The sequence below is a fragment of the Bacteroidales bacterium genome (assembly GCA_035647615.1).
Lineage (GTDB): Bacteria > Bacteroidota > Bacteroidia > Bacteroidales > 4484-276 > SABY01.
The window spans coordinates 110186-133913 of the sequence record DASRND010000007.1 but is presented as its reverse complement, the minus strand read 5'-3'; the positions used below and the strand labels follow the sequence as shown (position 1 = coordinate 133913).

The window sequence follows — 23728 nt, the reverse complement described above, 5'->3', positions numbered from 1 at the left end:
TGGGGATTGGAGAACGATAAAGAAAATTTAATGTGTAATCAAAATAATAACAAAGATGAGCACGCCAATGAATTTCAAGGAACTGAGAATTTGGCAACAGGCCATGGAGATAACAAAACTGGTTTATTTGCTGATGCGCGAAATGCCGAAAGAAGAATTATTCGGCCTTACGAATCAGATCAAACGGGCGGCAGTAAGCGTCCCGAGCAATATAGCAGAGGGACAGGCGAGGGGAACCAAGGAGTTTATCCACTTTCTGAGGATAGCAAGGGGATCGCTGGCAGAACTGGAAACCCAACTCATCCTGACTTCAAATCTGGAAATGATAGCAACGGAAAAAATCCCACCACTCACACAGGAAACAGAGAGCCTGGCGCGTCAAATCAACAGCCTGATCACCAAACTCACCGCCCACCTCTAATCACCACCCACCAATCACCACCCACCAATCACCAACCACCAACCACCAATCACCACCCACCAATCACCAAAATGAACACAAACCAACTTAAAAGATTCGCTCAGCAGGCACGCCGCAAACTCATCGAGCAGGTGGGAGCCAAAATAGAATATGTGCTGAATGCCGATAGCATTGCGCTGCGCGAGCAGGCCAAAGAGATTCGGGAACTTAAGGAAGAGATTGCCCGGACAGGCAAAGAGCAACTTATCGAAAAGGTGGCCTACACCTGGTTCAACCGATTGATGGCCCTCCGGTTTATGGATGCCAACGAATACCAGCCTTCCGGCATGCGTATCATTTCACCAAAGGATGGCCACACGCTGCCCGAATTGCTGAATGAAGCCAAACAGGTAAACATCCCCGGAGAATTTAAGGTTGACAAAGCAAAGATCAACGACCTGCTGGATGGCAAAATACCTTCGCCCAATGCGCAAAACGAAGTGTTTCGGCTGCTGCTGATTGCTGCCTGCAACGATCTGCACGTAAAATTCCCGTTCCTGTTTGAAGCCATCAACGATTACACCGAACTGCTGCTCCCCGACGACCTGACCAGCGAGTTTTCGATTGTTCACGATGTGGTTATAGACATGTGTTCCGACGACTGCCAGCAGGTGGAAGTGATTGGCTGGCTCTACCAGTTTTATATTTCTGAGAAAAAGGATGAAGTTTTTGCCTCCAAAAGCAAGGTGAAGAAGGAAGACATTCCGGCGGCCACGCAGTTATTTACCCCACGCTGGATTGTGGAATACATGGTGCAAAACACGCTCGGCAAACTGTGGCTGCAAAACAAACCCGGTTCCAGCCTGCGCAAGCACATGCCCTACTTCATCGAATCCCCTTCGGTGCAGGCCGAAGATTATTTAAAGATTAATTCTGTCGAAGAAATTAAACTTCTTGACCAGGCCTGTGGCAGCGGGCATATTTTGGTGTATGGTTTTGATTTGTTTACAAAAATCTATGAAGAAGAGGGCTACAATCCTTCTGAGATTCCGCAATTAATCATTAGCAAAAATCTCTTTGGTTTTGAGATAGACGAACGTGCCGCGCAACTTGCAGGCATGGCCTTGATGATGAAAGCCCGCAGCTATCACCGCAGGGTGTTTAGTAAGAACCTTGAGCCCAACATCATTTGCTTCCGGGACTTCCGGCTGAGCGAGGATGAAGTTAAAGATACTTTTACGCAAATCGGTTTAGACCTTTCTGATGCGCTGAAGCATGACCTGGGCAATATGCAGCAAGCCACCAATCTGGGTTCGCTGATTGTGCCACATACGCCACAAAGCGAGCTTGAAAAGGTATTGCAAAAAGTAAGCGATGCCTCCCGCAACTCGGATGTCTTTTTGCACTACAACCTCGAACAACTCGAAAGAGCTTTAACGCAATTGTTGCCATTAAGCAAAAAATACCATTGTATTGTGGACAATCCTCCCTACATGGGTATAGGTAATGTGAATAAGTCTTTGGCTGATTTTGTGAAAACCGCCTACCCTCTAAGTAAAGCGGACCTGATGGCTTGCTTTATGGAAACTGGTTTGGCAATGCTTTATCCCAAAGGATTTTTAGGAATGATAAACCAACACAGTTGGATGTTCCTGAGCAGTTACGAGAAATTACGGAATCAACTTTTAAAAGACGTACAAATTGACACACTACTTCATCTTGGCCCAAGAGCCTTTCCGGAAATTGGCGGCGAGGTGGTTCAAAATGCATCATTCACTTTTTGGAATAATTTACCAAAAGAACAAGGCGTTTACTTCCGCTTGGTTGACGACGGGAGTTCTGAATTAAAACAAAGTAAAACTCTCGAAGCTATCCAAAACCCAGATTGTGGATGGGCTTACACTGCAAACCAAAAAGATTTTGAAAAGATTCCAGGTAGCCCTATTGGGTATTGGCTTAGTGATGTGATTTTTGAGCATTTTGATAATAAACCATTAATCGAAAATGCGATGACCACGAGAGAAGGTATGGCAACAGCAGATAATGAACGCTTTTTAAGGTATTGGTCTGAAGTTAATTTATCTAATGTTGGTTTTAATACTACAACAATTAAAGATTCGATTAGCTCAAATAGAAAATGGTTTCCGTACAATAAAGGTGGGATATTTCGAAGATGGTATGGAAATAATCAACATTTAGTTAATTGGAAAAACGATGGATTTGAGATACGTAATAATATAGATGAGAAAACAGGTAGAATTAGATCTCACAATTACAATGGAGATTATGCTTTTAAAGAAGGGGTTTCGTGGACAGCAATATCAAGTGCCTCACTATGTGTTCGTTATTCCGAAAGAGGATTTCTATTTGATTCCAAAGGTGCAAAAGGATTTTCTGATAAAAATTTAATTTTTATACATGGGCTACTTAATTCTAAAGTTGCAATGGAATTTTTGATGGTTTTAGCAGCAACATTAGATTACAAAGTTGGGGATATTTTAAGAATTCCTCTAATTATTCAAAATACACATGATGTAAATGATCTTGTTACTAAAAACATTTACATTTCAAAAAAAGATTGGGATTCTACCGAAAAATCTTGGAACCTTCAACAAAACGAACTCCTTCGTATTAAAGGTGCGGATACTTCGGCTTCACTCAGCACAAGCATCGAAGAGAGCTATGACCTTTTCCAACAATACTGGAGAAATAGATTCTTCCAGCTCCACAGAAACGAAGAAGAACTTAATCGACAATTTATTGAGATTTATGGTTTGCAGGATGAACTCACGCCAGATGTTCCTTTGGAGGATATTACCATTTTAAGAGAGGAACTAGATCAAAAGGCACTGAAGAAATTAAGTAATAAATATAAAAGTGGATGGAAATTGGAGAATGGAGATTGGAGATTGGAGAATGGGGATAGGAGAATGGAGAATGGGGATAGGAGAATGGAGAATGGAGATTGGGGATTGGGGATTGAAGACACCAACCAGCAATCACCAACCACTAATCACCAATCACCAAACCTCCCCTTCGATGCCAAAGAAGTATTTTCTCAATTTGTAAGCTACGCTGTCGGTTGCATGTTTGGGCGGTATTCGCTGGATCAGGAAGGCTTGATTTTAGCCAACCAAGGAGAGGCGCTTGAAGATTACCTTAAGATCATTGCGAGCGAAGCAAAACAATCTCCAACCTTTCTACCTGATGACGATAATATCATCCCGGTGCTCGACGACGAGTGGTTTGAAGATGACATTACCGGTCGCTTCCGTGAGTTTCTCAGGGTGAGTTTCGGTGAACAATCGCTGGAAAAAAACCTTGCATTTGTCGAGACTTGCCTCGGCACAGATATCCGCAAATATTTCAACCGCGATTTTTACAAGGAACACATCACGCGCTATAAAAAGCGCCCGATTTACTGGATGTTCTCCTCACCCAAAGGCTACTTCAATGTGCTTATTTACATGCATCGCTACACCCGCGACACCATCAGCAACATCCTGAACAACTACCTGCGCGAGTTTATCGAAAAACTTAAAACCCGCAAAGCACACTGGAACCAGATGAAGATTTCCGGCACAGGCAGCGAACAAACCCAGGCCATCAAAGAGATGGACAAACTGGACAAAATGCTTCTCGACTGCCAGGAATACGAACGCGATATTTTGTATCCCCTCGCCAGCGAGCGCATCCCCATCGACCTGGATGATGGCGTGCTGGTGAACTACAACAAATTTGGCAAAGCCATCAAAGAAGTCAGCGGCCTCAACGATAAAAAGGCAAAGGATAAAGTGCGGGGCTTTGATTGGATTGATACAACGAAAATCATTTAGTTATGAATATCCCAATTAACATAGAAACCCTTGGAAGGAAGTACTTTACTACTGAGATCCTTGTTCATGATGAATATAGAGCACAAGGTAATGCACAAGGTAATGCACATGATGCGGACCAAGATAGGGACCAAGTTAGGAACCAAGTTAAACCGAAAATTACCCATGCTAACACAGGAATTACCCATGTTGAAGGAAAAATTACCTATGTTAAAAACATACTTATAAGCAAGCAACAATGAGCAACATAGAAGAATCGTTAAACAAAATTTTTCAGGACAACCGCATCGTGTTTTGGTTTGACCAGGATGGTAAGATGAAAGAAGAATATGCCATGGTGATGCCAAAGGATGTCGAAAAAATTGAAATCCACCGGAATGAGTTTGCTACCAAGCTTAGGGTTTTGAAAAAAGAGCCTCAGCAGAAATTTCTATTGTATTTTTCAAGTGGTCAGCCTACTTATGAAGACAATTGGCTGTTGGATTTACAACTTGCAAACTACGTGTTTCACACCGACCAGGAAGCTTTATTCCTTCAGGACATTGGCTTACCCTATCATTTTAAAGCGTTGGTGGAAGAACACATCGAGTTTTTTCAAAACAAGGAACGTCGGCTGAAGCTTAAGGAGTTGCTTTCGGATGACGATGCTCACAAATCCATCAGATACAAAATGCTGGCTGTTCTTTTTAATACGGATTATCCAAACCTGGAAGCCTTTTTACAATCCTACGCGCTGGCATTTAATGATAGCAATGATCGGATTGAGCGTGATCTGGTAAGGTTCAACCTCATGGAGTATCTATGGCAGGAAGTTTTCCGAAAATACAAATACCAAAGTGAATCACCTTCCATTTATGAATTCTTATTGGAGATATTTGGCAGGAATTTTATCCTGACGCGCAAGGGTGGGAGTGAGTCCCATCTCTTTATTTCACTTTGGAAAGATTCGATTATGTTCCAGGATGCCTATCAGTCGCTGTCGAAACGTGTGGCAATAGATATGGATGTTGAGAATTTATTAAATGAAGCCAAACTGGAAGAAATTATTGACGACGATATTTTTGACCTTACCGATTTGAAGGTAATTTATGAGTTGTCGGCACAGGTAGAAAATGAAACCATTTTGCCGGATCAACTGAATAAGATGATTAAAAAAAGAGAGAATAAGTATTGGTATCCGCGTCATAAACAATTTTACTATTGCCTTGAGCATGCAGGTGCAATGATAGACCTGGTGAGAAAAATTAAAAGCTTTTCCTTTCCATCCATCGAATCTGGTGTAGCTGATTACAAGGATCAGTTCTTTTTAATCGACTATCACTATCGGAAATTTATTCACGCCTACCGAAAGATAAGTCAAAACAGAATTATTAGTAAGCTCAGTGATAAGGTTGAAAAAGTCTATTCTAATGATTGGTTGCTAAGCCTGAATGATTCCTGGCAACAAACTATCAGTGAAGCAAATGGTTGGCCGGTAGAGTCCATACATTTTCAGCAGCGGTTTTTTAAGCAGTATGTAGCCCCATTTTCAGAAAAAGAAAACAGGTTGTTTGTCGTAATTTCTGATGCCTTCCGGTTTGAGGCAGGTTGGGAACTGGCGAAAGAAATTCAAAGTGAAAAAAGGTACGAAGCAGAGCTGGATTTTATGTTTACCGGGCTTCCTTCTTACACCCAATTAGGAATGGCTGCAATGCTGCCATGCGAGCAACTTTCAGTTTCTGCCAATTCTGATATGATCCTGGTTGATGGTATCACTTCGCAGGGAACTCCTGCACGAACAAGGATCCTTCAGGAAAAATCAGGAACCACAGCAGTTGCAATCCCGGCAGAAGAATTTATGCGCATGAATGCTGGCACTGAAGGACGTGAATTCGTGAAACAATACAATCTTATCTACATTTATCACAATAGAATTGATAAAGCTGGTGATGATAAAACTACCGAGGATAAAGTATTTGAGGCTGTTGAAGAAGAGATTGTTTTCCTCCAGGAGGTTTTGAAGAAAATCGCCAATATGAATGGAACCAATATTATTATCACCTCCGATCATGGTTTTATTTATCAAAGTGCAACTTTAGATGAAAGCGATTTTGCAAGCTCCGAAATTCAGGGTGAAATCTGGAAAGAATCGAGGCGATTTGTGATAGGGAAGGATCTCAATGGGAATAACAGTCTGAACAAATTTAATGGCAGCCAGGTAGGTCTGACTTCTGATGTAGATATCCTTATTCCGAAAGGAATAAACAGACTCAGGATTAAAGGGGCAGGATCGCGCTTTGTTCATGGCGGGGCATCTCTTCAGGAGATCGTTGTGCCGGTAATTAAAGTTGTTAAGAAACGAAAAGACACAACCAAAATGGTGGATGTTGATATCATCAAATCCACAGATAAAATTACGACCAATATTCTACCAGTTTCATTTCTGCAAAAAGACCTGATAACTGATAAAATACTTCCGCGACAAATCAGGGCTTTTATTCAAACCATCGAGGACGGTGTTCAGCTAAGCGATATTTTCAAATACACCTTTGATGTGGAAGAAGGTAGTGAAAGGCGTCGTGAAGTAAAACACAGTTTTCAGTTAAGCTCAATTGCCAGCGGAAAATATCGCAATCAACGGGTTCGCTTATTATTGGAAGAGCCAGTGCCAGGCACAACCCGATGGAAAATGTACGAAGAGCATTTTTACACGCTCAATATTTCATTTACTAACGATTTTGATGATTTTTAAGCTATGAAAGAACTTGATAAAAAACTCAATGAGCAATTTGCCGGGAAGGTAGTTCGCAAGGACCTTACGAAATTGATAAAAGGAAACGCCATAGTTCCTACCTACGTGCTCGAGTATTTGCTCGGTCAGTATTGTGCAACAGACGATGAAGACACAATAAATGAAGGTGTCGATACGGTCAAAAATATTATTGCCAAGCACTTTGTGCACCGCGACGAATCCCAGTTAATTAAATCTACAATACGCGACAAGGGATCTCACCGCATCATCGACAAGGTATCAGTAAAGCTTAATGAGCAGCGGGACTGCCATGAGGCCTATTTTGCCAACCTGGGTCTGAACAAAGTGGTGATAAATGATGATATTATCAGAACACATCAAAAGCTTCTTTCAGGAGGTGTTTGGTGTATCACCACCATTGGATATGTTGGTGGCGAAGAAAGGGATGGTTCTCCCTGGGTAATCGAAAGTCTAAAGCCCATTCAAATCAGCTACACGGATATTGAGGAATACAAACAGCTAAGGGGCAAGTTTACCAAGAATGAATGGATTGATGTTTTGATGCAGACCATAGGTTTAAACCCGGATGAATTTACTTTTAGATCAAAATTATTGCAGCTCTCAAGGCTTGTGCCTTTTGCTGAAAACAACTACAATCTGATTGAACTGGGACCCAAAGGCACTGGGAAATCGCACATTTATTCGGAAATGTCCCCTCACGGAATTTTGATCTCCGGCGGGGAAGTTACAAAGGCCAAACTTTTTGTAAACAATAGTACCGGAGAAATCGGATTGGTTGGTTATTGGGACTGTGTTGCTTATGACGAGTTTGCCGGAAGATCCAAGCGAACGGACAGGGGGCTGGTGGATATCATGAAAAATTACATGGCCAATAAAACTTTTTCAAGAGGAACCCAGGTGTATGGAGCTACTGCAAGTATGGTGTTTGTTGGCAATACAGATCACTCCGTTCCCTACATGCTCAAACACTCCAATTTATTTGAAGCACTTCCACAGGATTATAATGATGCAGCATTTCTCGATAGAATCCATGCATACATACCAGGGTGGGAGGTGCAAAAGCTACGGAATGAAATGTTCACAGATAGCTATGGGTTCATAGTGGACTATCTGGCTGAGGTCCTAAAGGAGCTGCGCAAAGAGGATCACATGCATGCGTATAGTAAGTACTTTCAGCTATCAGATTCTATCACAACAAGGGATAAAAATTCGATTTCAAAAACATTTTCTGGTTTGTTGAAAGTCATTTATCCGAATAATGAATACAATGAAGATGAAGCCAAAGAATTGCTGGATCTGGCTATTGAGAACCGCAAACGAGTGAAGCAGCAGCTTATCAAAATGGATGAGACCTTCGAGGAAGTGGATTTTAGTTACGTTATTAAATCCAGCGGTAAAAAGGTTGACATAGAAACTCTTGAAATAGAAGAGCTTTTCGGTAAGAAGAAAGCCGTAGAAGAGCAAAAGGAAGAAAAGAAAGAAATAAACTTTAATAATTTAGAGGCTTGCCATCGGATAATCCGCGACAATCAAACGGGGATTTCATATAAAAACCTATTTGGCGATTATCTGATCGGTGCCACAGAGATTAAAGTTGTTGATCCTTACGTCAGGTTGCCTTATCAGCTTAGGAACCTGATGGAGTTAACGAAGCTAGTTGCTGAACAGAAAGGAGAAGTAGAGGAGGTCAAATTCCACTTGGTCACATACAATAGTGAAGATTACATTGAAAATGTAAAGGAAGCATTCAGGAACATAACAGAGTCTCTTGAACCTCTAGGAATTCTCTTCACCTACGAATTTGACGAAAATGCACACGACCGGTCTATTGAACCTAATAACGGTTGGAAGATCATTTTGGGCCGAGGACTTGATATCTTTCAAAAGACTGGTGGCTGGTACGACATTGCAGAATACTATCAGGAAAAACGGCAGTGCAAAGCTTGTGAGGTTACAATTTTGCGGGATTTTGAAAAGTAATGTAGGCGATACTTAGTTCTGATGTCACTATCCGTTACTTGTAATTGCAATTGCAATTCTCGTCGATTTACTGCCAGATAAATCTTTCACTCAAAACACCAAAACTTGAGCTTTCAAATGCTGCTTCCATACTCAACCGTTGGTGGCTTTCTTTTGCCCTGTGCGAGCGGCTTGCGTCATATTTCCGTTTAAAAACGGTAAGTGCAATTTCACTTACGAAGCAGGGCGGGTCGTTAGTTATTCTCCGAAGGCAAACTTTGAAAAAGTTTGACAAAGGTTAAAATGCAGATTTCCAGCGAGGTAGATTAAATGAAATGACTTTTTTCATACGAAAGTCGCCCTTTTTGAACAGTAACTCGCCCATTTTCTGTCTAAAAATCGTTTCAAGAAGTATTTTTTTGGGTACAATTTGTAAAGATCGGTCACATCCCTTGAAAAGTTAGCGGTGCAGCTGCATTTACAATTCAGGGCGGGACGGTCCAGTTTGTCAAGCAGAATAAACAAACCGAAATAAACTAAGCCTTGCCGCCTGATGATGATTACCTTATGTAATTCCCTATTTAAAAGGCACCTGGAAAGGGGTAATTTCTAGAGGACAATAAGTAATTCTCAGGTGTACTGTTAGTTTTCTCGCCACTCCAAAGAGGCCACCAGGCATCTGTTTAAACTATGTTTAAACTCAAAAGAAAACAGGGAGTCAGATTTTACTCTAACTCCCTGTCCTTCATTGTGGGGCGTACTGGAATCGAACCAGTGACCTCTTGCCTGTCAAGCAAGCGCTCTAAACCAACTGAGCTAACGTCCCGTTTTGCAATGTTGCGGCAAAAATAATAAAAACCCTGTTCTTACGCGGAGAATTTTTAATTTTGGCCGTTTACAATTTGTATCGTGTATTAATCAACTAAAAATAATGATGATGAATAAGAATTTCCGAATTGTGCTTTTCGCGATTACCGCTATGTTTTTAGGCCTTACGGCAATGGCGCAGCAAGCCGCCGACACACTGAGCCTCGACCTGATCTTTAACACCCGCACTTTTGCTCCAAAGTCGGTGCGCGGCATCCGCCCGATGAACGGAGGAGAGCGCTACACCCAGATCAAGCGCGATTCGATAAACGCCTACAGCTACCAAACCGGCCTCCTCACCGACGTGATCGTTACCTCCGATCAGCTGACCCCCGAAGGAGAAACGCAGCCCATTGCGTTGTACAATTATGAATTCAGCGACGACGAAACCAAAATCCTTTTCGGCACCAACACCGAGCCTATCTACCGCCGCTCTTCGCGCTCGGATTATTATATTTTTGATTTGAAAACCAAAAACCTAAAACCCCTTTCCGGAAACGGAAAACAACAACTGGCCACGTTTTCGCCCGATGGAGAAAAAGTAGCTTTTGTGCGCGACAACAATCTTTTTATAAAAGATCTGACCACCAACGAGGAGCATCAGATAACTCGTGATGGAAAGCCGGGCAGTATCATCAATGGTACCACCGACTGGGTGTACGAAGAGGAGTTTGCTGTGGTGAAGGGTTTCGACTGGTCGCCCGACAGCCGTTATCTGGCGTTTATGCGTTTCGACGAATCCAACGTAAAACAATGGCAGCTTACCACTTACGGCGAGTTGTATCCCGAAAGGGACGAATACAAATATCCCAAAGCCGGCGAAGACAATTCCCTGGTAACGGTTCAGGTTTACGATGTTAATACAGGCAAGATTATGCCGGTGGATGTGGGTGAGGAAACTGACCAGTACATCCCGCGCATCTTCTTTACGCCCGACCCGCAGGTGCTGGCTGTTTTACGCGTCAACCGGCTGCAAAACCATCTCGACGTGCTTTATGCCAATCTTGCCGGTGGCGCCACACGAACTGTTTACAGCGAGGACAACGAGTTTTATATCGACGACAGCAACTATGACAATATTTCGTTTCTTGGCGATGGCAGCCGGTTTATCATCACCAGCGAACGCAGCGGCTTCAACCATATTTATCTTTTTGATATTAAAAAACAAGAAATGAAAGCGATCACCAGCGGCGACTTCGACGTGACCGAGCTGATAGCTGTGGACGAGAAAAATGAAAAGGTCTTTTATCAGGCTGCGATCCCCACGCCGATGGATCGGCAGGTTTTTAGCGTAAGCTTTAATGGAAAAAACAAGACATTGCTCACCCCTCGCAAAGGCACCAACAGCGCCCGCTTTAGCGCCGACAACAAATATTTTATCCAAACCTGGTCGGACGCTAACACACCGCCGGTGTATTCGGTTAATAAAGGCAAAAACGGAGAGACCATCCGCATCCTCGAAGACAACCAGGAGCTGCTGGCTACCCGTGCCAAATACAACTTGCAGCCGCGTACCTTTTTTACCATCACCACGCCCGAAGGCGTTACACTCAACGCATGGAAAATTTTGCCTTTCGACTTCGACAGCACCCGGCAATATCCGGTTCTCTTTGATATTTATGGTGGGCCGGGATCGCAAACCGTTACCAACAACTACCGCGGCGGCGAACTTTACAACCAATATCTGGCGAAGCACGGCATCATGGTGGTGTCGGTGGACAATCGCGGAACGGGCGCCCGTGGCGAGGCTTTCAAAAAGATGACCTACCGGCAGTTGGGAAAATACGAAACCATCGATCAGATTGAAGCTGCCCGCTATCTGGGACAGTTGCCCTACATCGACAGCAACCGCATTGCTGTGTTTGGCTGGAGCTACGGCGGGTTTATGTCGACACTGCTATTGACCAAAGGTGCCGGCGTGTTTGATGTGGGTGTGGCCGTGGCGCCCGTTACCAATTGGCGTTATTATGATAATATTTACACCGAACGGTTTATGCGCACGCCACAGGAAAACCCCGAAGGTTACGACGACAACTCGCCCATCAATCACGTGGAGAAACTGCAGGGCGATTTCCTGCTCATCCACGGAATGTCCGACGACAACGTGCATCCGCAAAACAGCATCGACCTGATAACGGCACTGGTGGCCGCCGACAAGGATTTTGATTTGATGTTTTATCCCAACTCCAACCACGGCATCTACACCGGAAAAAACACGCGCATGCATCTTTACAAAAAGATCACGAGTTTCCTGATGGGGCATCTGGAGTAGGGGATAATGCAAAAAGACCTGTGGGGAATTTCTTCAGACCATACGTTATCACAGGGGTTTTTGAAATGCAGATTTCTGTTTAAAAAAGAATATCGAATATCGAATTCTGAAGTAAAAGACAGGGGATATAAAAGTTTTTCGCCTTAAAATTTGCGAGCATGTTTGAAGGAAGAAATTAAAACCCAACTCTACTTGGGGTTTAGGTATTAAATTTTACTACAAACCTCCTGCTGCCGCTTTTATCACCTCCCAGGCTGCTGCCACGTGATGCTGCTGCGTGTGCGTTTGTCCGACCACCATGCGTAGCGTATATTTTGTGCCGAGGGTAGTGTGGGATATAAAAATCTTCCCACCACGGTTTACTGTTTCGAGAAGCCGTTGGTTGAGTTGGGTCAATGCTGCTTCATCACTGCTCTGGTTAGGATTGTATCTGAAACAAACCGTTGCCAGTGGCGCCGGCGCCACCGATTCCCATTGTACGTCCTCATCCACCCATTGTTTAAACTCCGCTGCCCAACGGATGTGGTTGCCAATGGTTTGCCGCAGCGCATCCACCCCATAGCTGCGGATGACGAACCAGAGTTTGAGCGCCCGGAAGCGGCGACCCAGTTGGATGCCCCAATCGCGGTAGTTGATCACGGTGTCGCCTTCTTTGGTTTTAAGATATTCGGGCAGGATTTCAAAAGTGCGGATCAGGGCGGCCTTGTCGGCGACGAAATAGGCGCTGGCGTCGAAGTTGGTAAACATCCATTTGTGTGGATTGAACACATAACTGTCGGCCATCTCCACGCCATCAATCATGTGGCGCAGTTCGGGCAGCAGCATGGCTGATCCGGCCCAGGCGGCATCCACATGGAGCCAGAGATCGTACTTGCGGCAAATAGTTCCTATTTCTCTCACCGGATCAACAGCCGTGGAACCGGTGGTGCCGATGGCTGCAATAACTGCCAGCGGAGTATATCCTGCTTCAACGTCGCTAATGATGGCTTTTTCTAAAGCGCTGGGTAGTATGGCAAAGTTTTCATCGACAGCAATTTTTCGTAGACTGTCGTGGCCAAAGCCAGCTATTTTTGCAGCTCTTTCTATCGACGAATGTGCCTGATCCGAGCAATAAAGCGTAAACGAAGGTTGGTTCTTAAAACCGCCGGCGTTGATGGCGTAGTTGGTTTTTGCCTCACGGGCGGTAAGCAGCGACACCAGCGTGGAGGTAGATGCTGTATCCTGAATTACGCCAGAAAAGTGCCTTGGCAGGCCGGTCATATCCCGCAGCCATTCCATTACGCGCTGCTCGAGTTCGGTAGCTGCCGGCGAGGTGCTCCAGCTCATGCATTGCGCCCCCAGCGCCGAAGTGAGCAATTCTGCCAGCACTGAAGGATAGCTGTTGTTGGCTGTAAAATAACCGTGCCAGCCGGGATGCTGCCAGTGGGTGATGCCCGGTAGAATGATCTTTTGGAAATCCTCAAAAATACGATCGAAATCCTCGCCATGTGCAGGAGCTGACGGTGGAAGCTGTTGCAAAATATCGCCGGGAGCTACCTGCGACTGCACCGGGTAACTTTCGATATTTTCAAAATAATCGGCTACCCAGTCGATAAGCTGATGGCCGTGTGTGCGGAATTCGTGGAGATTAATCATGCTCAAGTTTTTTTATGAATGGTCAAAAGTAGGAATTTTGATGAATGCGGTGGCGGTGCGCAGCCTAAACAACTGTCTGCGAATTTCCTCCAATTGGGCGAATAGGCGCGAATTAATAGATCATCAACGTTGTAATGCTAGCCTGCTTCGAAGTCACCCTGTGAATGCTGTCTGAACCAGGAAAATTAGCCCGAACATCTGTAGGTTGGCTTGGCATCATTCACGGTGTGACTTACAAAATCGCATTAAAGCTTTCTTACGTTTTCTCTTTTCAAAGGTCTGACAATGTCGTGGATAGCCATTCAGGTGCACACAAACTTCTTTATTCATCATGGATCTAAAAAAGCCACCAGATGTATTCCCATCCAAAATTCTTTTTAGCTTTGGCCACTTTACAGAATTAACCTTTGGTGCATGATAAGCATCGAAAATAATTTGGCTTACGATAAATGGAAGCCTGTTCAGATAAAATCAAAATTATGGTGATGGACTTTAAAGATATTGAGCAGATTAAAAAAGCGGGATTTTTAGGTTTTAAAACAATGAAAGAATTGTTTGCGGACAGTTCATCAATTCCGAAAATAATGGGAGTTTATTTAATTCTCAATCAAACAAAAAAAATTGAGTTTTTGACCGTTGGAACAGGAGGACACTTCAAGGGGAAAAATCCAAACGTTTCACTTTCCGGACTTAAAGAACATTGGGTTGACGATACAATCGTTGTTTATATTGGTAAAGCTGGAAAAGCCGGGAGCAAGGCGACACTTCGATCGCGTTTGCAACAATATTTTGGCTTTGGACAAGGAAAAAATATCGGACACTATGGTGGAAGACTTATCTGGCAATTAGGAAATTCTAATGACCTTGTGGTCTGCTGGAAGCCTTTACCTGACGACGATCCAAGAACTGTAGAAGCGGAACTGATAAGACAATTTGTTGAGCAATACTCAAAACGACCATTTGCAAATTTAACCAACTGATGAACCCAAGAGAATATGAAGAATTGGTTTGCGAATATTTTCGCAGACAAGGTTACGAAGCCGAAACAACATCCTACTGCAATGACTATGGAATTGATGTTTTTGCAACAAAAGGAAAAGAAAAATTAGCTGTTCAAGCTAAAATGTATGGCAGTACGACAAGGAAAATTAACCGGCAAATGGTGATGGAACTTCACGGTGCTAAAGACTATTTTGACTGTACAAAAGCAATTATTGCAACTGACGGGGCATTGCTTTCTGATGCAATTGAAGTTGCCGACAAGTTGAAAATCGAAATTCTCTTCATCGATAATTTAACCCGGATAGCATCGAAGACAGAAACAAAAACCAACGACAAAACATTCGAAAGCATTTGGGAGAAGTACATTATTCCTTTGACCGGCACAACAATTACACGAGAAAATGGCAAAGCAAACAAAATTATAAAAGCAGATTGGAGTGGAGTTGAAAGGCTTACATCCAGAGGGAATAAAGGGACAATAAAGATTGAAATTTTTAAGCAGACAGTTAATAAACTTTTGACCGACGGATACATTACAAGAGACGAGATCAATCAGAATTATCCTGGTCGCGCTTCATCTGGTATAGTTTTGATTTTATCGCAAGTACCTTTTTTCAAACAAACCGAAAGGCCAACAGGACTAAGATATGATAAGTAAAGTGACGACACAGAGGCGAATAATTTCGTAATGCTAGAAAAACACAAAAAAACTTACTGTACTCTTTTTCACATTTCCATAAAAAACCTGACAAATCATTTCAAAACCGCCTGAAAGAGGCTCCCAAGCTACGTTCCGCAACATTTTTTAACAAACCAGGTCAAACAACCTGCCAAACATTCCGTTCTTTGTCTAATTATTTAACAACAACAATTTTTTAAAACTAACTAAAACGAATGACTATGTTTAAAAAAAGAATTTTCTATGCTTTGGCATTGCTCGTAGCGGGCAGTGTTTTTTTAGGATCATGCAGCAAAGATGACGATGACGACATCATCATGCACATCGAACCCACCATTTCCGTAACGCCTGCCACTGACACAGCTTTCCTCAGCCCCGGAGACACTGTAAAATACCAGATAAACATTTCGACTCTCGACGAGCTGAAATTCATTGAATTCACCAGTGAAATCGCTGGTACCGTGTTGCCAGTATGGGATACCACCATGATTCCTGGTCCGAGCACTTTTAGCTACAACCTACATATGGTTGTTCCTCCAATTTTACCCGTGGGAACTGTTGGCAAATTTGTCGTATCTGCTACGACCAACTTCAATAAGATCACCACCGAAAGCCGGTATTTCAAAGTTATTCCACCGGCAACCAGCATGAGCAACTACCAGGACGTAAAACTTCAGGCGCAAGCTGATGGAGTAGGTTCGGCCGGTACCAACCTAAGTTTTTACGATGTAAACGCCGACGAGCGTTATACCTACAATGAGGCTAACAACGACGAGTTTGCCGCGGTAATCGACCTGGTATTTACACACCACTCCGTTTTTAAAGGTACAGCTAATAATACCGAAATGAAATTCCAGTCGCCCAACGAGCAAAACTTAGTGCAAATGTGGCAAGAAATGCCTGCCTTCCCTTATGACTACAGCACAGACAACAAAAATCAGACGTACTTTAAAAAGCTGACGACTGTTGATTGGGATAACCTCAGCTACGATGCTATTGCAACGACAGTAGGCGACATCGGCATCCTGTCACAAGTCAAAGATTTAAACAACGGTGACTACATCGGCTTCCTTACCGAAGGCGGTAAATACGGTATCATAAAAGTTACAGATACCTATGTACAACACAACCCATACAACGCTTCTACCATCACTTTCGACGTGAAAGTGCAGGACTAAGCGCGGGTATCTGTTTTTAATAAATAAAAAATCCATCCTCCTCGCGGGGGATGGATTTTTTTTATCACGGGTTGTCCCTATTCTTTTATCTGATGCAGATGCACATCCGATTGTGGGAATGGGATAGAGATACCCTCGCGGTCGAAGGCTTTTTTTACATTTTCGATAAAATCGAAGCGCATTCCCCAGAGGTTTGCTGGTTCTGCCCAAAGCCGCACTGTAAAGTTTACCGAACTATCGGCAAGCTCAGTCACAGCGATGAAAGGCTCCGGATCCTTCAGGATGCGGTCATCAGCAGCAAACAAAGCCTTGATAATGTCGCGGGCTTTGTCGATGTCGTCGCCATAGCCAATGCCAAACACCATTTCGGTACGACGCTGAGCTTCCAATGAGAAGTTGGTGACGGGATTCGTCGAGAGCGGCCCGTTTGGAATTATCACCGTTACGTTATCAGTAGTTTTGACGATGGTATTAAAAATCTGAATTTCGCGCACCGTTCCTGTAAAACCTTGTGCAGTGATAAAGTCACCAACTTTAAAAGGTTTGAAGAGGACGATGATAACCCCGCCGGCAAAGTTTTGAAGCGTGCCAGAGAGCGCCATACCTACGGCCAGACCGGCAGCCGCCAGAATAGCCACAAACGAAGTCATCTCTATTCCTACCATCGTGATTACAGTGATGACCAGCATAATTTTGAGAACAACGCCCAGCACCGAGAGCAAAAACTGGCGTAGCGTTACGTCCACATCGCGACGCTCCATAGTTTTTCTGAGCATGCGCATAATAACCTTAATCACCCAAAGGCCTATGAGAAGTGTAACAATAGCCAGAAGCAGTTTTAGGCCAAATGAGATGGCCATGGGGTAGAGGTGCGAAAGGTTAAAATCGAAATTTTTCATGTTTCTGTTTTTTTAAAATTTATAAATAAATGAATACAAAATGTAGAGACAAAATTCCTGGTTTTAAAAAAAAAGCTGCCCATACTTTTGGACAGCTTTAGTTAAGGTTGGCTTAACCTTCTATTTTTTGAGTAAATCTCTGATCTCCACCAGTAGCTCTTCTTCCTTGGTAGGCACTGGAGGTAGTTCTGGTGCGGCAGCCTCTTTTTTCTTTGCTGAAGATATCGCTTTTATCACCATAAAAATAGAGGCAGCGATGATGAGGAAATCAACAATCGTTTGCACAAAGACGCCATAATTAAGCGTTACCGCGGCTATCTCGCCCTGCGCCTCTTTGAGAATTACATGCAAATCCGAAAAATCTGCTCCACCCAGAAGCAATCCTATCGGGGGCATCAGCACATCGGCTACAAAGGAGGTGATGACTTTGCCAAAAGCAGCACCAATTACTACTGCCACAGCGAGGTCAACTACGTTGCCGCGCATGGCGAAATCTTTGAATTCTTTAATTAGACTCATAATAAATGTATTTGGATTAATTAGTAATGTGACTAGAAATTATATGCGAACCCCAGCCCGAAGGTTTGGAGTACCTGGAGTTTTTCGTTGGGAACAGGTTTTTTATCACCATTAAGCACCCCGCGGTCGATAAGCACGTCGCCGGGCATATAGGCCACGTGTACAAACAAATTGGCCGAGAACCACTTGTTAAGTTTATAATTGAAAAATGTTTGCCAGCTTAGGTCGAGTGGTAGCTTGTCGTCGGGAATGTTGTTGTCCTGCAGATAATTGTAAAAAAGATTGAGTCGCGATTCAAGCGTAAGATCTGTTTTGATCTCTTTTTTAAAATAAAATTCTACAAACGCACCAGCTTTCAGTTTTACGTTTTTGCCATCCTTGGTCTTTACGCGCACACCGCCGATGCTGTCGTACTCGGCTGCATCTACACCATAGGCGCCAACATCGGCCAGATCCTGATCCAACACAAATGTGGCGCGTGCCGTGATAGGTGAAATGAGGATGCTAAAATATTCTACCGGTTTGTAAAGCAAACCAGGAGCAATGGTGAGATGACCCGGCGACATAAAATTTGAAACCACGGTGCTGTCGTCGGGGTAGTTGTAACCATTGGCAAACTGCGTATTAAAATTGATTTGCCCGGTAGCACTCCAGTTTTTCGAGAATTTCTGATTGAACTGCGAGATCAGCTCGATGAGATCCTCGCTCTTGCGCGCATGTTCGTCGGTTTCGTTTTTGAGTATGCCGTATTTCAGCGTCAAGGAGTTGTTGTTAGAAAAATTGCCGTTGGTGTAGTCAGCGAAAAGTTTTCCCAGTGCCGAGAATGCAACGGAGTTTTCGCCACCGGCAGTCCAGTTGGTGTAGCTTGCCTGGTTGAGCGTTAAACTAGTCAAACCGGTAACTTTCCATCGCTGCGCAGTGTCAGCAACGTTTTGGGCCGATAAACTGACGGACACAAATACCGCCATTAGGAGAAGGATTTTTTTCATAAATCTATAAATTTCGTTTTGTTAAAAAAAATGAAAATCAATAATTTAAGTGCAAAATAAACCATTAATCTTCAGAATGCTTAATTTGAAGGATACAATTTGTAATTTTTAACAACAAAAAAAGCCGCTCCCGGATTATCAGGAGCGGCTTTTTATTAATTAATTTAAAAAAAGTTCTAGTCAGCAAACAGCGGGAAGTGTGTCATCATCTTGTTCACCTCAGCTTTCACGTCGCTGATGGTCTTCTCGTTTTCGTGGTCGGAAATAACGCGGTCGATCAGCTCGACGATTGGCTCCATGTGTTTCTCTTTGAGGCCGCGGGTAGTAATGGCCGGCGTTCCGATGCGCAGACCGGAAGTCTGGAAAGGACTGCGGCTGTCGAAAGGCACCATGTTTTTGTTAACGGTGATGTCTGCTTTGCCCAGCACATCTTCCACCTGCCGTCCGGTAATTGCCGGAAACTTGGTGCGCAGGTCTATGAGCATCAGGTGGTTGTCGGTACCTTCGGAAATCACGTGGTAGCCGCGTTCTACAAAAGCTTTCGACATGAGGTGCGCGTTCTTTTTCACCTGCAAGATGTAGCGCATGTATTCGTCGGTGAGTGCTTCGCCGTAAGCCACTGCTTTGGAAGCAATCACGTGCTCCAGCGGGCCGCCTTGTATGCCGGGGAATACGGCGGAATTGAGCAGCATCGACATGGGTTTTATTTCACCTTTTTTGGTGGCCAGACCCCATGGGTTGTCGAAGTCCTGTCCCATCAGAATCATGCCGCCACGGGGGCCGCGCAGGGTTTTGTGTGTGGTGGTGGTAACGATGTGGCAGTGGGGCATTGGATCGTTGAGTACGCCTTTGGCGATGAGACCTGCCGGATGGGCAATATCAGCCATCAACAAGGCGCCTACCTGATCGGCAATCTGGCGCATACGTTTGTAATCCCAGTCGCGTGAGTAGGCAGATGCTCCGGCGATTATGAGTTTGGGTTTTTCGGCCAGTGCAGTTTTTTCCATCTGGTCGTAATCTACCAGGCCGGTTTCTTTAATCACACCATACGACACCGGATTATATAGGATGCCCGATGAGTTGACGGGTGAGCCATGCGAAAGGTGGCCGCCATGTGCCAGGTCAAGACCCATGAAGGTGTCGCCGGGTTTGAGGATGGTCAGTAAAACAGCCATGTTGGCTTGTGCACCTGAGTGCGGTTGCACGTTGGCATATTCGGCTCCAAATAGTTCTTTCGCGCGGTCGATGGCCAGTTGCTCGGTCATATCTACAAATTCGCAGCCGCCGTAATAACGTTTGCCGGGATAGCCCTCGGCATATTTATTCGTCATCACCGATCCCATTGCTTCAAGCACCTGATCGCTTACAAAGTTCTCGCTGGCGATCAGCTCGATGCCTTTAATCTGGCGCTCGCGCTCCTGACGGATGATATCAAAAACCCGGGTATCTCTTTTCATCTTCAATGTGTTTTATTAGTGTGTTAATTATTAATGTTTTACTGCGTGCAAAAATAAGATAATTTCTTGCTTTTCGCTTACGCGGATAGAATGGGTTGGCTTGCAAAAGTTTACCGCAGCTTCTCGAAGTCGATAGAGATTTCGTTGTTATCTTTAAAGTCGAAGAGCGTGAGCTTGCGCAGTTGGTAATAGTTGATCCAGTAATCCTGAAGGCTTCGGATAAAGCTGATGGTGGCGTTGTCGTTGCTCGACTGTGCATCGCGCAAATTGATGATGTCGATTTTACCGATCAGGTAACGTTGTTTGGCAATATCAAAACCTTTGCGTGCCACTGTGTCGGCCTTGGCGGCAATGGCGAGCTGCCGTTGCTGCATCATAAAATTCTGCACCTTCAAATATACATCTTGTTCAAAGTCGATGCGCTCCTGCTCGATGGATGTGTTCACGATCTCTCTGTCTGACTGTGCAATTTTGATGCGTCCTTTGGCCAAACCCCAGTCAACGATGGGTATCGACAAGCCAAGCGAAACCACCTGCTGGTCCTGTGGTGAGCGGAATGCATCTTCAAAATTTTCGGCACTTTGCGTTAGGCCGTACTGGGCAAAAAGTGCTGCACTGAATCGGTCGGTAGTCTGGGCGCGGTTTACCTCGCGGTCAGCTTCAAGCAGGCGTCGTTCAAAAGCCAGTGATGTCGAGCTGTTGGTTTGCGCCAACAGGGTGGCCTCCTGCACGGCGATATCAAAAAATTTAATCTCCTCTACCGGCAACTGCAGCGATATGGGTGCGTCGTCCTGCAGCCGCAAATACGATTTGAGTTTAAACATCCGGTTCTCCGTTTCTATCTGGTTGCTCTCCACAGCAGCCTGCGCCTGCAACAAACTCAGCTCAAGTTGCAGGAGATCATTCTCAGGGATTTTCCCAAGATTAAACCGGCCAACGCCGATCTTGTAAAGCGTGTCGTAGTTGGCTTCTTTTTGCTCTTCTATGTTTTGACGCACCTGGCTTACCAGTAGGTTAAAGAAATAGTTGGTGGCCGTTACGGCGATTTGTTCCACCTCTTCCAGATATTGCCGCTTGGCTTCGCGGTATTTTATCGGGTCGATTCGCTTCGACCATTTGTAAGGGTTGAATGTGAAAATATTTTGCTGATAGCCTATCACCAAGGGGTCGCTGGCCCAGGCCGAGGAGTCGGCAGCCAGATAGTCGATGCGTTCCAAACGCGATTGCATGAAAATGCTGCCGCCCGTCAGTCCTACATTTTTAGAAATACCCAGCGCTGCTGACGTTGTCATTTGGGATATTTCGCGAAAAGCATCAGAGCCGTCGGGTTGCGTCACTTTTATAATGCTGCGGTTGAAATTGGGAACCGTTGCATTAAGCGACAATTGTGGCAACAGGCGCGCTTCGGAGGTGCGCAGCTCCCAGAAGGCTTTCAAAAACCGATTCTTGGCCAGCAGCGCGTCGGGCGACTGCTCCTGAGCGATTTCGATCACCTGATCGAGCGTGAAGCTGCGCTCAGCCACCTGTGCTGACAATGCGGCCTGGAGCGCCAGCACCATTAATACAATAAGAATGTTCCTTTTTTTTATCATTGCTCTGCTAGCCCATTTCCCCGATGGGTTTATGTTTTAATTTTTTATTTATTGATATTCGTAAAAATGAATTTCCTTTTTTTATTTTCATTGTTGTCCGGTAAACATCATTTTCCATAAATAGATTCTGATCCGCCGGTTGGCGGATCAGAATGACAGGCTGTTAGGGTTCTTGGGAGGGCTTAGTCGGCGGCGCAGCCGCCGACTAAGCCCTCCCTCCCCAAATTCATCGCAAACCGATGTCATTCTGAGCGCAGCGAAGAATCTATTGTTTTTAACCGGACACCAGTGATTTTTTTATTAAAACCAATATTCATTTATAAAATATTCTATTCACATCTGACTTCACTAATCGTGTCGCAGCGACGTCACCGGATCCTGGTGGGCAGCCTTGCGCGCAGGCATCAATCCGAATACAATGCCCACCGTGGCAGAAACGCCAAAGGAAACCACTATCGAAAGCATCGAAATGATGGTCAAAATTCCGGTGAGCTGCATGATGACTTTGGCCAGAATAACTCCCAGGATTACTCCGATAAATCCGCCGGTGATGCTGATGAGGGTTGCCTCGGCGATAAACTGGAAGATGATGTCGGTGCGGCGTGCGCCCATGGCCATGCGCACGCCGATCTCGCGGATGCGTTCCATCACCGAGGCCAGCATGATGTTCATAATGCCGATGCCGCCCACAATGAGCGAGATGCTGGCGATGGCACCTAGCACGATGTTAAAAATGTCTTTGGTGCGCTGTTCCTGCCGGAGCAGAAGCTCTGGAATCTTAATTTCAAAATTCTCTTCCCCGGCGTGGCGGCGTTTCAGTATTCGTTTTATCACCGAGGCGGTGACGGTCATTTTTTCGCTGTCGGTAACCTGCAGGATGATTTTGTCGAGCTGGTTACGGTTTTGGTTGGTGGTGGCCTGGTCGTTGCCGGCATTCATCAGCATGGCCTGGGTTATCAACGACCTGTCGCGGTAGCGCATCAGGATGGTTTTTACAGGTACGAATACCGAATTGTTAAATTCACTTACGCCCAGTTCTTTGGAGGCGCTTTGCGAAACTTCGCGACTCTTGAGCACACCGATTACTTCCAGCCACACATCGCCGCATTTTAGTCGTTTGCCAAGGGGACTTTCTTTTTTAAAAAACTTTGCCCGCACCTCCGGCCCGATGATGCACACCGGCTGTCCGTTTTCTATTTGATAATGGCTGAACATTTCTCCCTGCATCAGATCCAGATTGAAAACCTCGAAAAATGCGGGGGTGACGCCCGAAAATTTCACCTGGCTGCGCGTTCCTGCCGTCACTGCAAAAGCGTTGTAAATTACTTCGGGGCTTACCAGCCGGATGTCGGGGATCACCTGACTGAGGCTGTAGGCATCCTGCAAAGTGAGGCCAGGGATAAACTTCTTCCGGGTCGTTCCGCTGCCGTTATCACTTTCTCCGCTGGTCTTATCGCCATCTTCATCTTTCTCCAGGATGGGCGTAATTACGATATTATTAACGCCGACCATCTTCATCTGATCCAGAATTTCCTGCTGCGCTCCGTTGCCGATAGCCATCATAGCAATAACAGCAGCCACTCCAAAGATGATTCCCAATGCTGTGAGTATCGAGCGGAATTTGTTGGCAAATACTGCCTCTATGGCGGAGTTGAGATTGTGCAGGTGGCGTTTCACGATCGGGGGTGGCAA

16 protein-coding genes and 1 tRNA gene are annotated in these 23728 nt (G+C 44.8%); 9 read left to right on the top strand and 8 right to left on the bottom strand.

Features of this window, described 5'->3' with window-relative positions; translation table 11 throughout:
- Positions 1 to 67 precede the first annotated feature (67 nt).
- From VFC92_03460 to brxL, 5 genes are all read left to right on the top strand, one after another.
- A complete protein-coding gene (locus tag VFC92_03460; protein ID HZK07237.1) occupies positions 68 to 421 on the top strand; it encodes a four helix bundle protein in 354 nt (117 codons plus the stop codon).
- 71 nt (positions 422 to 492) lie between these two features.
- On the top strand, positions 493 to 4236 hold the full coding sequence (gene pglX / locus VFC92_03455; protein ID HZK07236.1) for a BREX-1 system adenine-specific DNA-methyltransferase PglX: 3744 nt from the start codon (positions 493 to 495) through the stop codon (positions 4234 to 4236).
- Positions 4237 to 4238: 2 nt separating this feature from the next.
- Complete coding sequence (locus VFC92_03450) at positions 4239 to 4478, top strand: hypothetical protein (GenBank protein ID HZK07235.1); 240 nt, start codon at positions 4239 to 4241, stop codon at positions 4476 to 4478.
- Positions 4475 to 6967, top strand: coding sequence for a BREX-1 system phosphatase PglZ type A (pglZ, locus tag VFC92_03445; protein HZK07234.1), 2493 nt, complete (start codon positions 4475 to 4477; stop codon positions 6965 to 6967). Before VFC92_03450 ends, pglZ begins: the two co-directional genes overlap by 4 nt.
- Positions 6968 to 6970: 3 nt before the next feature.
- Positions 6971 to 8968 carry a BREX system Lon protease-like protein BrxL gene (brxL, locus tag VFC92_03440; protein ID HZK07233.1) on the top strand — a complete coding sequence of 666 codons (1998 nt, stop codon included), beginning with the start codon at positions 6971 to 6973 and terminating at the stop codon, positions 8966 to 8968.
- Positions 8969 to 9698: 730 nt separating this feature from the next.
- Here the strand turns inward: brxL and VFC92_03435 are convergent.
- A tRNA-Val gene (locus VFC92_03435) sits at positions 9699 to 9773 on the bottom strand.
- A gap of 105 nt (positions 9774 to 9878) precedes the next feature.
- Here VFC92_03435 and VFC92_03430 point away from each other — a divergent pair.
- A complete protein-coding gene (locus VFC92_03430; GenBank protein HZK07232.1) occupies positions 9879 to 12086 on the top strand; it encodes an alpha/beta fold hydrolase in 2208 nt (735 codons plus the stop codon).
- A gap of 216 nt (positions 12087 to 12302) precedes the next feature.
- On the opposite strand, the gene VFC92_03425 is transcribed toward VFC92_03430, so the two are convergent.
- A complete protein-coding gene (locus tag VFC92_03425) occupies positions 12303 to 13721 on the bottom strand; it encodes a pyridoxal-dependent decarboxylase (GenBank protein HZK07231.1) in 1419 nt (472 codons plus the stop codon).
- Between the two features lie 485 nt (positions 13722 to 14206).
- On the opposite strand from VFC92_03425, the gene VFC92_03420 reads away from it, so the two are divergent.
- From VFC92_03420 to VFC92_03410, 3 genes are all read left to right on the top strand, one after another.
- Entirely contained in the window at positions 14207 to 14701 is a 495-nt protein-coding gene (locus VFC92_03420) for a hypothetical protein (GenBank protein HZK07230.1), read from the top strand.
- A complete protein-coding gene (locus VFC92_03415; GenBank protein ID HZK07229.1) occupies positions 14701 to 15381 on the top strand; it encodes a restriction endonuclease in 681 nt (226 codons plus the stop codon). The genes VFC92_03420 and VFC92_03415 overlap by 1 nt, the downstream gene beginning before the upstream one ends.
- A 242-nt stretch (positions 15382 to 15623) precedes the next feature.
- On the top strand, positions 15624 to 16580 hold the full coding sequence (locus VFC92_03410) for a hypothetical protein (protein ID HZK07228.1): 957 nt from the start codon (positions 15624 to 15626) through the stop codon (positions 16578 to 16580).
- Between the two features lie 77 nt (positions 16581 to 16657).
- On the opposite strand, the gene VFC92_03405 is transcribed toward VFC92_03410, so the two are convergent.
- From VFC92_03405 to VFC92_03380, 6 genes are all read right to left on the bottom strand, one after another.
- Complete coding sequence (locus VFC92_03405; protein HZK07227.1) at positions 16658 to 17479, bottom strand: mechanosensitive ion channel domain-containing protein; 822 nt, start codon at positions 17477 to 17479, stop codon at positions 16658 to 16660.
- A 120-nt stretch (positions 17480 to 17599) separates the two neighbouring features.
- On the bottom strand, positions 17600 to 17998 hold the full coding sequence (gene mscL, locus VFC92_03400) for a large-conductance mechanosensitive channel protein MscL (protein HZK07226.1): 399 nt from the start codon (positions 17996 to 17998) through the stop codon (positions 17600 to 17602).
- A gap of 32 nt (positions 17999 to 18030) precedes the next feature.
- Positions 18031 to 18987, bottom strand: coding sequence for a DUF3078 domain-containing protein (locus VFC92_03395; GenBank protein HZK07225.1), 957 nt, complete (start codon positions 18985 to 18987; stop codon positions 18031 to 18033).
- Between the two features lie 176 nt (positions 18988 to 19163).
- Complete coding sequence (glyA, locus tag VFC92_03390; GenBank protein HZK07224.1) at positions 19164 to 20444, bottom strand: serine hydroxymethyltransferase; 1281 nt, start codon at positions 20442 to 20444, stop codon at positions 19164 to 19166.
- A 110-nt stretch (positions 20445 to 20554) separates the two neighbouring features.
- Entirely contained in the window at positions 20555 to 22036 is a 1482-nt protein-coding gene (locus tag VFC92_03385) for a TolC family protein (GenBank protein ID HZK07223.1), read from the bottom strand.
- Between the two features lie 348 nt (positions 22037 to 22384).
- Positions 22385 to 23728 carry an ABC transporter permease gene (locus tag VFC92_03380; GenBank protein ID HZK07222.1) on the bottom strand — a complete coding sequence of 448 codons (1344 nt, stop codon included), beginning with the start codon at positions 23726 to 23728 and terminating at the stop codon, positions 22385 to 22387.